Genomic DNA, 13,291 nt, shown 5'->3' on the forward strand with positions numbered 1-13,291 from the left:
TTGTTGATCGTGCTGATGCTCGGCGCCGGTGATTTCGCGTCCTTCGCGCGGCCGGAGCCCGCGGCCACCACCACCGAACTCGCGCAGGGCTGGAAGCTGGTCTCGGCGACCGGCCTGCCCGCCGACGGCCGGACGATCTCCACCCCCGGCTACCAGGACAGCGCGTGGCACCAGGTGCAGCACATGCCGGCCACCGTGCTCGACGTGCTGGAGAAAGACGGCACATACCCGGACCTGTACTACGGGACGAACCTGCTCGACAAGGTTCCGCAGGACCTCTACAAACAGGACTGGTGGTACCGCACCACCTTCGATGCACCGGCCGGACACAGCAACTATCAGCTGGAGTTCCCCGGGATCAACTACCGGGCCGAGATCTGGCTCAACGGGCAGCTGGTCGCCGACAGCAGCCAGATCGTCGGCATGTACACCGCCCATCAGCTCGATGTCACCCGCTGGATCCGCGCCGGGCCCAACGTGCTTGCGGTCAAGGTGATCCCGGAACGCGCTCTGCAGGATGTCGACGGTGTCGAGCTGGCCGACAGCTGGTGGGACTGGATCAACTGGCGTTACCTCGGCTACCAGGGGCCGGGCCAGAACCCGGCGGCCGGCAACTCGTTCATCCCGGACCGCAATGCCGGCATCTTCAAACCCGTCTACCTGCGCACCGCCGGTGCGGCCGAGATCGGCTACGCCACCGTCAACACCGAACTACCGCTGCCCAGAACGGATTCCGCGCGACTGACGGTGTACGCCAACGTGCACAACTCCTCGGACCGGCGGATCAACGGCGTGGTGCGGGCCACCATCAGCCGGCCGGGCAAACCTCAGATCGAGGTCGAACAGCCGGTCACGCTGTCCCCGGGTGAACGACGCGAAGTCACCTTCAGTCCCGCGCGGTTCACCCAGCTGACCGTCGAGCACCCCGATCTGTGGTGGCCCTACACCATGGGCGATCCCAGCCTGTACGACCTGAAACTGGAATTCCGCCAATACAACCGGGTGATCGACACCAGTACCCAGCGCTTCGGTATCCGCACCATCGTCCAGCATCGGGACACCGACGAGCAGTTCCCGGAACTGGGTTCCGGCGGCAGCTTCTATCTCACCGTGAACGGCCGGGACTTCCTGGTGCGCGGTGCGGTCTACACGCCGGATCTGCTGTTCGACAACGACCCCGACCGCGAGGACGCGATCCTGGGCTACGCCAAGGATCTGGGCCTGAATCTGCTGCGGCTGGAAGCGAAGATCCCGGGGGAGCGGCTGATCGAGCGGGCCGACGAACTGGGCATCCCACTGATGGTCGGCTGGATGTGCTGCAACCAGTGGGAGAAATGGGCCCAGTGGAACGACGAGGACCGCAGCGTGGCCCTGGACAGCCTGCGGTCCCAGATTCTGATGCTGCGCTCCCACCCCTCCGTCGCGATCTGGGCCAACGGCAGCGACGGTCTACCACCGGAACCGCTGCGCGGCCAGTACCACGCGGTACTGCGGGATCTGCACTGGCAGAACGCGGTGGTGGACACGGTCTCGTCGTTCGGGCACGACGACGAGCAGGGCCGGCCGCAGTGGGACGGTATCCATATGGCCGGCCCGTACACCTGGCGGCCGCCGAGCTACTGGTTCAGCGGCCGATACGGCGCCACCCGCGGCTCCAATGCCGAACAGGGCGACAACGAGCACATCCCGCCGCTGGCGAGCATCAAGCAGTTCATTCCGCCCGACAAGCTGTGGCCGATCAACGACACGTGGTCCTTTCACGCTGGCTCCAACCCGGGCAACGCGAAACTGAGCAGCATCCAGCGGGCCATCAACCGTCGCTACGGGCCGTCCGCCGGTGTCGAGGAGTTCACCCGCAAAGCCCAACTCGCCCACTATGAATCGACGCGTGCGCAGTTCGAGGCGTTCGCGGCCAACGGCTGGGCCAACCACAAGATGACCATCTACTGGATGCTCAACAGTCACTGGCCGTCGTTCTTCGGCAACATCTTCGACTTCTACCTGCGCCCCGGCGGCGCGTACTACGGGGCGAAGGCGGGTCTGCGCCCGCTGTCGCTGGTGTTCGATTCCTACGCGCTGGGCAATCACAGCACCGCCGAGGTCAAAGTGGTCAACCAGACCCCGAACGACGTGTCCGATCTGCGGGCCCGCGTGCGGATCTACGATCTGGCCGGCCGGGTCCGCGACGACCGCACGGTCGACGGGGTGGCCGTCGGGTCCGGGGGCGCCCATACCGTGCTGACGCTGCCGCGGGAAGCGCGCGATTCCCGGGTGTTCTTCGTCCGCGCCGAACTGCTCGACGCCGCCGGCGCGGTCGTCTCGCAGAACGTGTACTGGCAGTCCCAGCAGCCCGATGACCTCGGCGACCCAGTCAACGACACCGCCTTCGACCTCAAACAGGTCGGCTGGGCCGATATGACCGCACTGAACTATCTGGCCAAGGCGCCGCTGGAGGTCAGCGCCACACGCACCGGCGATCGGGATATCGCGATCAGGCTGCACAACCCCGGCAAGCAGATCGCCTTCTTCGAACGGGCCGAGATCACCGACACCGCCGACGGCGACGAGATCTTGCCCATCGAGTACACCGACAACTACGTCACGGTGTTCCCCGGTGAGACCGTCGACCTGCGGGGCACCGTGATCGCCCGTGGTGACCGGGGCAACTTCGTGCGGGTCACCGGGTACAACACCGCACCCGTGGTGGTGCCGGTCGGGTGATCGCGCGCGTGGGGCAGGATTGATCCCAGATGCCGGGTACAGACCCAGGCGAGCGAAGCGACCGGACAAATCAGGAGGACGACAGATGTCAGAGACCAGTGCGCGAGAGCAACTCGCCGAGCTCACCGAACAGCAGGGCTGGTCACGCCGCATCGTGGACCGGGCCGACGTCTACCTGCGCGGTGCGACCAGGGTGCGGGTGATCTGGGCGGGAGATGACCTCAGCGGCAGCTCTCGGTATCAGGACGACGTGATGGAGCAGTACTCGCGCGACCTCGCCACCGTGCAGGGCTGGTTGACCCGGTGACGGTGCGTGCCGGAATCGTCGTCACCGGCACCGAGGTGCTGACCGGCCGGATCCAGGATCTCAACGGCCCGTGGATCGCCGACCGGCTGCTCGAGCTCGGCGTCGAGCTGGCGCATATCACCATCTGCGGTGACCGCGCCGACGATGTCGAGGCCCAGCTTCGCTTCCTCGCCACCGAGGGGGTCGACCTCATCATCACGAGCGGCGGTCTCGGGCCCACCGCCGACGATCTGACGGTCGCGACGGTGGCCCGGTTCTGCGGGCGCGAGTTGGTACTCGATACCGAACTGGAGGCGCGGATCGCCGACATCCTGCGCGGACTGATGTCACGGATGCCCGCCGGCGTCGATTTCGAAGCGGTCCTGGCGGCCAACCGGAAACAGGCGCTGGTACCCGTGGGTGCGGAGATCCTCGAGCCGGAGGGCACCGCACCCGGTGTGGTGGTCGACGGCAGCGCCGAGGGCAAACCCGTCGTCATCGTGCTGCCCGGCCCGCCTCGTGAACTGCAGCCGATGTGGTCGCGGGCCATCGCCTCGGCCGCCGCGCAACGCGCGATCGCGGGCCGCACCGAGTACCGGCAGGCGACCGTCCGGATGTTCGGGCTGGCCGAGTCCGGTCTGGCGGAAGCCTTGCGGGAAGCCGAAACCCGCATCCCCGGGTTCGCCGGGCTGGAGATCACCACCTGTCTGCGCCGGGGTGAGTTGGAGATCGTCACCCGGTACGAGCCCCAGGACGCCGCCGCCTACCGGGCGTTGATCGACTTTCTGCGGGAGCGCTACCCACGCGAGTTGTTCTCCGAGGACGGCGTGTTGATCGACGAACAGATCGCGGCGCTGCTGGCCGGGCGCACCATCGCCACCGCGGAATCCTGCACGGCGGGCATGCTGGCCGCGCGGCTGGCCGACCGCGCCGGCTCCTCGGCATACCTGGCCGGGGGTGTGGTGTCGTATTCCAACGAGGCCAAGGTGGACCTGCTCGGGGTGGATTCCGAGCTGATCGCCGTCCACGGTGCGGTATCCGAACCGGTGGCGATCGCCATGGCGCGGGGCGCACTCAGCCGGTTCGGCGCGGACACGGCTGTCGGTATCACCGGTATCGCGGGGCCGGGCGGCGGTTCGGACGAGAAGCCGGTCGGCACCGTGTGTTTCAGCGTCGCACTGGCCGGCCGTGAGCCGCTGACCAGGACGCTGCGGCTGCCCGGTAACCGCAGCGATGTCCGCGAGCGCGCCACCACGGTGGCCATGCACCTGTTGCGCCGGGAACTGCTCGGACTCGATTAGGGGCGCGCGCCGTCGCGGTAGTCGTTATGTTCGAGCGATGGCGTACCGGCTCAGTGATGCTGCGCTCGATGCGCTGCTCGACGCGCTTCCGCTGCTGTCCGGTCGCTCCCGCCGCGTCGAGGACCTCCCGGGCGGGCTGACCAATCGCAACGTCAAGATCACCACGGCGGACGGGGTGTACGTCGCCCGTTGTTCGGGTCCTTCCAGTGACCTCCTCGGCATCGACCGGGACGCGGAATTCCACAACAGCGTCGCGGCGCACCGGGCGGGTGTCGGGGCCCCGGTGTGGGACTATCGCCCGGATCTGGGCGTCCTGCTGATCGGCTATCTCGAGGGTGACGCCCTGCACGACGCGGATTTCGCACGACCGGGTCTGGTGGCGAAGGTCGCGCAAAGCTGCAGGAAACTGCACGCCGGGCCGCGGTTCTGCAATGACTTCGACATGTTCGCGCTGCAGGCCGGCTATCTGAAGGTGGTGACGGACAACGGATTCCGCATCCCTGCCGACTACCTGGACCACGCCGGCCGGTTCGACGACATCCGCCGGGTGCTCCGGGCCGCGGACACGGCGACGGTACCGTGCAACAACGACCTGCTGGCCGCCAACTTCGTCGAGGGCCCAGAGCAGATCTGGATCATCGACTACGAGTACTCCGGTAACAACGACCCGTGTTTCGAACTGGGCAATATCTGGCGCGAATGCCGGCTCTCGCTGGATCAGCTCGAAGAGCTCGTCACCGCGTATTACGGGCGGTCCCTCCGGCACAAGCTGGCCCGGGCCCGCTTGCAGGGCACGGTTTCCCAGTACGGCTGGACATTGTGGGGATGCATCCAGAACGGTTCCAGCGAGCTGGAATTCGACTTCTGGGAATGGGCCATGCAGCGTTATGAGGCGGCCGTGGCGGAGTTCGCCGGGCCCGACTTCGACCGACTTCTCGACGATGTCGCGGCCACCGATTGACCATGAGGGGACAACGATGACGAACAAGCCGCTACCGGACCGGGCTCGGGTGGTGATCATCGGCGGCGGGGTGATCGGCACCAGCGTGGCCTATCACCTCACCAAGCTCGGTCACACCGACGTGGTGCTGGTGGAGCAGGGGCAGTTGTCGTGCGGCACCACCTGGCACGCCGCGGGTCTGGTCGGGCAGCTGCGTGCCTCGGAGAGCGGAACCCGGTTGGTGCAGTACTCGACCCAGTTGTATGCCGAACTGGAACGCGAGACCGGACTGTCGGCGGGCTACAAACGGTGTGGTGGTGTCACGGTGGCGCGCACCGAGGATCGGTTGATCCAGCTGCGCCGTACCGCGGCGAACGCGGCGGCATTCGACATGGAATGCGAGATACTCACCCCCGAAGAGGCTTTGGCGCACTATCCGGTGATGCGGGTGGACGATCTGGCCGGGGCGATCTGGCTGCCCGGAGACGGTAAGGCCAACCCGACCGATCTGACCCTCGCGCTGGCGAAGGGGGCTCGGCTGCGCGGTGCGCGCGTGTTCGAGCATGTCCGGGTGACCGGCGTCGATCTGCGCGACGGTGTGGTCACCGGCGTCCGCACCGACCACGGCGATATCGAGACCGAGATCGTCGTGAACTGCGCCGGCCAATGGGCCAAACAGGTGGGCGCACTGGCCGGGGTGAACGTGCCCCTGCATTCGGCCGAACATTTCTACGTCGTGAGCGAGACCATTTCCGGTGTGCACACCGATATGCCGATTCTGCGCGACCCGGACGGCTACACGTATTTCAAGGAGGAGGTCGGCGGTCTGGTGATCGGCGGGTTCGAGCCGGAAGCGAAGCCGTGGGTCAGTCCCGACGCGTTGCCTTACCCCTTCGAATTCCAGCTGCTGGAGGAGGATTGGGATCATTTCCAGATCCTCATGGACAACGCCATGTTACGGATCCCCGCTCTCGAGGAGACCGGGATCAAGAAGTTCTACAACGGACCGGAGAGCTTCACCCCGGACAATCAGTTCATCCTCGGCGAGGCCCCGGAGTGTCGGAACTTCTTCGTCGCTGCCGGGTTCAACTCGGTGGGGATCGCCTCGGCCGGCGGGGCGGGTCGTGCCTTGGCCGAATGGATCGTCAACGGGTCGCCGACCTCCGACCTCACCAGTGTCGATATCCGGCGTTTCGCGTCCTTCAACGGGAACACCCGATGGCTGCACGACAGGGTCGGGGAGATCCTCGGCCTGCACTATGAGATCCCCTGGCCGAACCGGGAGTTGGCCAGTGCCCGACCGTTCCGGCGCTCACCGGTACATCACCTGCTGGCCGCGGCCGGGGCGAACTTCGGCAGTCGGATGGGCTGGGAGCGCGCCAACTTCTTCGCCCCGCCCGGGGTGGCTCCGGACATCGAATACTCATGGGGAAAACAGAATTGGCTGCCGTTCTCGGCTGCCGAACAAATCGCCACCCGCACCGCGGTCACGGTCTTCGACCAGACCTCCTTCTCCAAGTACCTGATGGTGGGTGCGGGTGCGGAGTCGGCCCTGCAGTGGTTGTGTACCGCCGATATCGGCGTGGATGTGGGGCGCACCGTGTACACCGGCATGCTCAACGACCGCGGCACCTACGAATCCGACGTGACGGTGACCCGTACGGCTGCCGACGAGTTCCTGATCGTGAGCAGTGCGGCGACCACCGAGCGCGATCAGGACCACATCCGCCGCAACCTGCCGGCCGGGGTCAATGCTCATCTGGTCGACATCACCTCGGCGCTGGCCGTTTTCGGTGTGATGGGCCCGCGCTCGCGGGACCTGCTCGCCGTGCTCACCGACGCCGACCTCGCCGATGCCGCCTTCTCGTTCGGCACCAGCCGGCGGATCTCGCTGGGATATGCGACGGTCCGCGCCACCCGCCTCACCTATGTCGGCGAGTTGGGCTGGGAGCTCTACGTACCCGCCGAGTTCGCGGTCGGTGTGTACGAGGATCTCCTGGCGGCGGGGCAGGCGCTGGGAGTGGTGCGCGGAGGCTATTACGCCATCGAGTCGCTGCGGCTGGAGAAGGGCTACCGGGCGTTCGGTCGTGAGCTCACGCCCGGTGACGGTCCGGTGGAAGCCGGTCAGCTGTTCACTTGCAAGCTGGGCACCGATATCGATTTCCTGGGCCGGGCCGCGGTCGAACAGGCGCGGGCGCACGGTCCTCGGCGCCGGCTGGTCGGATTCGCGGTGTCCTCGCCGGAGCCGATGCTGTGGGGTGGCGAGCTGATCCTGCGCGACGGTGTGGTGGCGGGTCAGGTCACCTCGGCGGCGTGGGGCGCGACGACCGGAGCCTGTGTCGGTCTGGCCTATCTGCGCGCCGAGGACGGTCGGGTGATCGACGCCGAATGGATCGACGGGGGCGCGTATGAGGTGAACGTGGGTGGCACCCGGTATCCGGTCACGGTGTCGCGCAAGGCGCTGTACGACCCCACTAACGCGCGAATTCGCTGATCACGCCCGACGCGAGCAGCTCGAGGGTGCGGTCGCTGCCGCGGTCGTGCGTGAACAGCACCACCTGCCCGAAGCCGAGCTCACGCCAGTGCTGCAGGCGCTCGACGATCATCGGTGCGGTGCCGATCAGTCCGCCCTCCTGTAACCCGAAACCCGGCCCGCCGAACCGCTTTTCGGCAAGTGCGCGCACTTCCGGCAGGGTGGCCTCATCGGGCGACAACGCCATCACGGCTTCGACCGACATCACGATCGTCGCCGGATCCCGGCCGATATCGGCGCACAGCGCCCGCAGCACCGACAGCTTGCGCTCGAGTTCGCCGAGCGCATAGGTCGGCACATTCCACACGTCGGCGTAGCGGGCCACCAACGGCAGCGTGTATTTCTCCCCGACGCCGCCGACCACGATGGGCGGACGCGGCTGCTGTACCGGCCCGGGCCTGAACGGCATCTCACGGACCTGGTAGTACTCGCCGGCGAAGTCGACCCGACCGCTTGCGAACGCCTGGGTGAGGATCTCCAGGGATTCGCCGAGCCGCCGGGAGCGCTCGGCGAACGTTCCCCAGTCCAGCCCGGTACGCCGGTGCTCGTCCTCGATGGATCCGCTGCCCAGCCCCAGCTGCAGCCGGCCCGCCGAGATCTGATCCAGGGTGGTCGCCATCTTGGCCAGCACCGCGGGATGGCGAAATTGGTTGCACAACACCAGATGTCCGACCCGCAGTCGTTCTGTCCTGCTGAGCAGTGCCGTGGCCAGGGTCCAGGCCTCCAGCGAGTCGATCTCGGGCGCGCCGGGCCCACACAGGTGGTCGTAGAGCCACAGCGACTCGATGCCGAGTTCCTCGCAGCGCTGCGCGCGGTGCAGGACATCCGGATACGCCATGCCCATCTGGGGAACGTAGACCCCGATATCCAGGCTGTGCCGACCTCCCCGGTCGCTACGCTCTCCCTCACAAGCGGGAGGTGCCCCCAGCCCGCCGGTCATCGTTGCAGTGCGGCGGCCAGCCTGCGCCACTGTTCGCGCGGAAGCGCGCGCGGATCGCTGTCGAGGACCTGCACGCACACATGGTCGGCCCCCGCCGCGCGGTGCTCGTCGATCCGCGCCAGGATGGCGTCCTCGTCACCCCACACCACGATCGCATCGACGAGTCGGTCGCTGACGGAATCGAGTTCGTCGGAGGTGAAGCCGGACCGCAGCAAGTTGTTGTAGTAGTTGGGCATCGCCAGGTAGCTGCGCAGCCAGTCCCGCCCGATGGCGCGCGCGTGTTCGGCATCCGTGCTGAGGACCGCGGTCTGCTCCGGCAGAAGCAGAGGGCCGGGACCCAGCGCGGCCCGCGCGGTGGCGGTGTGCTCGGGAGTGACCAGATAGGGATGCGCACCGCGGGAGCGGTGCGCGGCCAGCGCCAGCATCTTGGGCCCAAGCGCGGCGAGCACCCGTTCGCCGGCGGGCACCGGCACGTCGGCCTCATCGAGTCCATCCAGGAAGGCGGCCGTCGCTGCGAGCGGTTTGCGGTATGTGCCAGGAGTTTTCGAGTCGATCAGCGGAGCGTGGCTGACACCGATGCCGAGCAGGAAACGCCTGCCGTGATCGGCGGACAGCCGCGCGTGCGCAGCCGCGACGTCGGCGGGGGAGTGCATCCACAGGTTGAGGATGCCGGTGGCGATCACCACGCGGGTGGTGGCGGCGAGCAGATTCTGCACCGAGTCGATCACCGGGCCGCCGACGTCCGGGATCCACAACGCCGTGTAGCCGAGTTCCTCGAGCTCCGCCGCCGCGTCGGCGGCCGCGGCCGCGTCGCCGTACCGTAGCTGGGCGCTCCAGATTCCGATGCCCGAAAGATCCACTGGCTGAGTTCCTTTCAGGTCAGGCGCGGCCGTCGCGATCCCAGATCTCCAGCATCGTACGCAGTATCTCCTCGGCCCGGCCCAGCCCGCCCAGGTGACTCTCGCCGGGCAGCACCGTCATCTCTGCTTCCGGCAGCCGGGTCACCACGTGCGCGCCGTGCTCGAACGGGACGATGTGGTCCCTGTCGCCGTGCCACCAATGCACCGGCACCTTGACTTCGTCGAGGCGGAAACCCCAGTCCCGCACGAACACGATGACATCGGCGAACGGGGCGGCGAGCTGCTTGCGGGTGCCGTTGAGCAGGTCGTCGAGGAACATGGCCTTGAACTCCGGCCGGCCGAGCAGGCGGCGATCGCCCTCCGGTGAGATCCTGGCGTAGATCTCCAGCGCCGGGGAGGCGACCGGACTGAGCAGTTTGATCAACGTGCCGGCCACCAGACGGATGGGCAGCCCGGCCACCTCCAGCACCGGGGCGACCGTCGATCCCAGATTCATCAGTCCGCTGCTGATGGCGTCCGGACCCACATACGGCGCGACCCCACCCAGCACGCCCGCCGCAATCACGCGTTCGGGCATGGCTGCCGCGGTCGCCAGGGTGTACGGCCCGCCGCCGGACAGGCCGATGACCGCGAAATTGTCGATGCCCAGCGTGTCGGCGATGACGCGCAGGTCCTCGGCGAAGGTCAGCACGTTCGGGTACTGGTGGGGCGTGGACGAGCCGATTCCGGGGCGGTCCACGCCGATCAGCCGGATGCGCTCCAGTTCGGCGAACGCACGGGCCTCGGCAGGAATCTGCCTGCGGGCCCCGGGAGTGCCGTGCAACCAGAAGACGGCCCGGCCCTGCGGGTCGCCGAACTCGGCAAACCCGATCTGGCGGGCTGCACCGACCGCGATGTTGCCCTCGAGTTTCGGGCGTGCAATAGCTGGAACCATGAGCTGAGTGTGTCATGTGCCACCGCGGAACCCAATCATCGTTCACATCACGCCTGGCGAGCCGCGCTTACGCGCCCCAGCTGTGCGGGTGTCAGACGTCAACCAGACACTCCGATCCGACGTCACACCGTGATCGGTTCGGCTGCACAAACGTTTTATATGTGGGGCACACGGGCGGCACAGCAAAAAACAAGCTGGGGCTTTGAGACTCGTTTCGCGGTCGGCTTCCACGGTGTGCCCGTCGAACAGGAGTTGACGATGAATCTCAAGCACATTGCCGCCGCTTCGGCACTGACGGTCGGCGTCGGTCTCAGCGGGCTGCTCGGCCTCGGCACCGCTGCCGCGGATCCCGGACCTGGTCCGTGCGGACCCCAGCCGGGGGCCTGCGAGCAGCATCCTGGCCAGGAACCGAATCGCGGCCCCGGCGGGGGACCGGATCAAGGCCCGGGGCCGGACTGGAACGGTCGTGGCATCGACCAGGGCCGGCAGGACCACCAGCCGTTCAACTACAACGGCCAGCGCGTGAACCCGGTGTGGGACGACAACCACCACGGGTGGGGCTTCTGGTTCCTTGGTCTGTGGATCCCACTGTGAGCCGCAGCGGATCGAGGCCCCGGCCACGGTGACCGAGACGGTCACCACATCGGTGCAGGTTCCCCAGACGCACCAGGAACGTCCCCAGCAGAACGGTCAGTTCCAGCAGGGTGGCCAGCAATCAGAGGGTGGGCACCTGCCCGGTCACTGACCGAACCAGGCCGGCGGATACCGGCCGGCCCACGGGGCGGCCGCTTCGAGTTGGGCAGCCAGTTGCAGCAGCACCGTCTCGTCGGGGGCCATCAACTGCACACCGATCGGCAGACCGGTCGATGTCGTGCCCAGGGGCAACGAGATCGCCGCCCAGCCCGTCACATTCGCCAGTGTGGTCCATCCAGTGGTGGCGAACTCGACGTCGAAGAACGCGCGGGTGGTGCCCCGCGGCTGGTCCAGCAGACCGTAGGGCGGTGGACCGGTGAGCAGTGTCGGCACCAACAGCACATCGTGGGCGCCCAGGCCCGCCACGAATCGGCGGGTCTGGGCGTGCACGGCCGAGATCGCCGCTGCGTACTCGACGCCGGTGGTCCGGAAACCCTCGCGCACCATCACCCAGGTGCTGGGCTCGAATTCGTCCTCGCGCGGTTCTCGGCCGAGATGCGCCGTGGCCAGCGCGTGCAACTCTGCGTTGCTCACGGTGTGCAGCACCGCGATGGCGTCGGCGACCGCATCCGGATCGATTGTGGGCGCACCGGATTCGAGGTGGTGTCCGAGGTCCGTCAGCAGTGCCCCGGTGGCCTGCACCGCCGCGACGACCTCGGGATCGGTCCGTGGTCCGGGGAACGGTGACTCCGTCGCGAGCAGGATGCGCACCGGATCGGGTGCGTGGCCGATCGCCGTCAGATACGGCTGCGCCGGAGCCGGAGCGCCGTACGGGTCGCCGGGCGCGCCGCCGGCCACCACATCCAGCAGTGCGGCGCTGTCGCGCACGGTCCGGGTCAGCGCGTGCTCGTTGACCAGACCCTCCAGTCCGTGCCCGGCACCGGGGGCGAAGGACGTCCGGCCACGCCGCGGTTTGAGCCCGACCAGTCCACAACATGCGGCGGGCACCCTGATGGAACCGGTGCCGTCGCCACCGGAGGCCGCCGGGACCACACCGGCGGCCACCGCCGCCGCTGATCCGCCGCTCGATCCACCCGGAGTGATATCCGGTGACCACGGGTTGACGGTGCGGCCGAACAGAGACGGCTCGGTGGTGCAGTGGTTACCCCATTCCGGGGTGTTGGTCTTGCCGAACACCACCAGTCCCGCCGCGAGGTAGCGCTCGACTATCCACGCCGATTCCGCGGCGACATGGGTGCGCAGCGCGCGCGACCCCATGGCTTCCGGGGCGCCGGCCAGCGACGCTCCAAGATCCTTGAGCAGAAACGGAACTCCGGTTAGCGGACCCGCGCTGCCGTCACGCAGGGTCCCACCGGCATCCAGCGCAGCGGCCTGGTCGCGGCCGCGCTCGAACAGATCGGTGATCACGGCGTTGAGTTGCCGGGCCGACTCCAGGCGCAGGATCGCCGCGTCCAGCAGTTCGGTCGCCGAGAGCTCGCCGGCCGCCACGAGCGCCGCCTGCCCGATCGCGTCGACCCCGGCCAGTTCACTCGCGGTGCGTGCATCCATGGCCGTCCATCCTGCGGTGCCGGGGTGTGGGTGGCAACCCGAGCCTGCGGCGGACTGACGGGTAGTCCGGCGCAACGGATTTGCGGCAGCACCGCGGTTCACCACTCGGCTGTGCACCCACCGGATAAGGTTCGCGGTCATTGGTCTAATCGATCGATCACGTTCAAGGAGGAGCTCATGGCCGAGCCAAGCGATCAGCCGATCGACCCAGGCGCTGTCGCGCTGGCGTTCTCCACACATCGTTTCGAGGAGGCGCTCGGCCATCTGGCCAGAGACGTGCGCTGGACGATCGTGGGATTCATGGTGCTCGAAGGTTCCGACGCCGTCATCCGGACGTGCCGCGAAACCCGGGAGGGCCTGGCCGACACCGTCACGAGTGTGGACCGATGTGTGGTGGCGGCCCAGGGTGACGTCGTCGCGGTGGACATGTTCTCCCGCTACAGCGGGCCCAATGGGGTGACGGCGGTGGCAGGCTGCGACATCTTCGAGTTCGCCGACAATCGGATCGCCGCCATCACGTCATATGCCGTGCAGGTCGATCCGGACAGTGCGGGCGCACCGCCGCAGTGAACAG

Annotated in this window: 11 protein-coding genes; 7 read left to right on the forward strand and 4 right to left on the reverse strand. The window is 67.7% G+C overall.

All coding sequences use genetic code 11. The annotated features are described in order from the left end of the window. Positions 1-9: 9 nt before the first annotated feature. The 5 genes from H7J86_RS02915 to H7J86_RS02935 all read left to right on the forward strand — a co-directional run bounded on the left by H7J86_RS02915 (position 10) and on the right by H7J86_RS02935 (position 7,742). Positions 10-2,721, forward strand: coding sequence for a glycoside hydrolase family 2 protein (locus H7J86_RS02915; protein ID WP_308204817.1), 2,712 nt, complete (start codon positions 10-12; stop codon positions 2,719-2,721). An 85-nt stretch (positions 2,722-2,806) separates the two neighbouring features. Further along, a complete protein-coding gene (locus H7J86_RS02920; protein WP_090360672.1) occupies positions 2,807-3,028 on the forward strand; it encodes a hypothetical protein in 222 nt (73 codons plus the stop codon). After that, complete coding sequence (locus H7J86_RS02925; RefSeq protein ID WP_267289258.1) at positions 3,025-4,308, forward strand: competence/damage-inducible protein A; 1,284 nt, start codon at positions 3,025-3,027, stop codon at positions 4,306-4,308. Before H7J86_RS02920 ends, H7J86_RS02925 begins: the two co-directional genes overlap by 4 nt. 37 nt (positions 4,309-4,345) lie before the next feature. Continuing rightward, complete coding sequence (locus H7J86_RS02930; RefSeq protein ID WP_267289260.1) at positions 4,346-5,269, forward strand: choline kinase family protein; 924 nt, start codon at positions 4,346-4,348, stop codon at positions 5,267-5,269. A gap of 16 nt (positions 5,270-5,285) precedes the next feature. Beyond that, complete coding sequence (locus H7J86_RS02935; protein ID WP_267289262.1) at positions 5,286-7,742, forward strand: GcvT family protein; 2,457 nt, start codon at positions 5,286-5,288, stop codon at positions 7,740-7,742. Here the strand turns inward: H7J86_RS02935 and H7J86_RS02940 are convergent. The 3 genes from H7J86_RS02940 to H7J86_RS02950 form a co-directional block, all read right to left on the reverse strand. Continuing rightward, positions 7,723-8,625 (reverse strand): LLM class flavin-dependent oxidoreductase, encoded by a 903-nt coding sequence (locus H7J86_RS02940; RefSeq protein ID WP_267289264.1) that lies wholly within the window; start codon positions 8,623-8,625, stop codon positions 7,723-7,725. The two genes, H7J86_RS02935 and H7J86_RS02940, sit on opposite strands and share 20 nt — an antisense overlap. Before the next feature lie 92 nt (positions 8,626-8,717). Next, positions 8,718-9,581: an LLM class F420-dependent oxidoreductase gene (locus H7J86_RS02945; protein WP_267289265.1), complete on the reverse strand. Its 864-nt coding sequence runs from the start codon at positions 9,579-9,581 to the stop codon at positions 8,718-8,720. Between the two features lie 19 nt (positions 9,582-9,600). Beyond that, the gene (locus H7J86_RS02950) at positions 9,601-10,515 is read right to left on the reverse strand and encodes an alpha/beta fold hydrolase (protein ID WP_090360659.1); all 915 of its coding nucleotides are present in this window, start codon (positions 10,513-10,515) and stop codon (positions 9,601-9,603) included. A 258-nt stretch (positions 10,516-10,773) separates the two neighbouring features. Here H7J86_RS02950 and H7J86_RS02955 point away from each other — a divergent pair, with 258 nt between their 5' ends. After that, complete coding sequence (locus tag H7J86_RS02955) at positions 10,774-11,109, forward strand: hypothetical protein (protein WP_090360656.1); 336 nt, start codon at positions 10,774-10,776, stop codon at positions 11,107-11,109. A 144-nt stretch (positions 11,110-11,253) separates the two neighbouring features. On the opposite strand, the gene H7J86_RS02960 is transcribed toward H7J86_RS02955, so the two are convergent. Next, complete coding sequence (locus H7J86_RS02960; protein ID WP_187095634.1) at positions 11,254-12,717, reverse strand: amidase; 1,464 nt, start codon at positions 12,715-12,717, stop codon at positions 11,254-11,256. A 177-nt stretch (positions 12,718-12,894) separates the two neighbouring features. On the opposite strand from H7J86_RS02960, the gene H7J86_RS02965 reads away from it, so the two are divergent. Then, a complete protein-coding gene (locus tag H7J86_RS02965; RefSeq protein ID WP_090360651.1) occupies positions 12,895-13,287 on the forward strand; it encodes a nuclear transport factor 2 family protein in 393 nt (130 codons plus the stop codon). The last annotated feature ends 4 nt before the right edge of the window (positions 13,288-13,291 follow it).

Origin of the sequence: Mycobacterium hackensackense (genome assembly GCF_025822555.1) — a bacterium.
In the GTDB taxonomy this organism is placed as follows: domain Bacteria; phylum Actinomycetota; class Actinomycetes; order Mycobacteriales; family Mycobacteriaceae; genus Mycobacterium; species Mycobacterium fluoranthenivorans.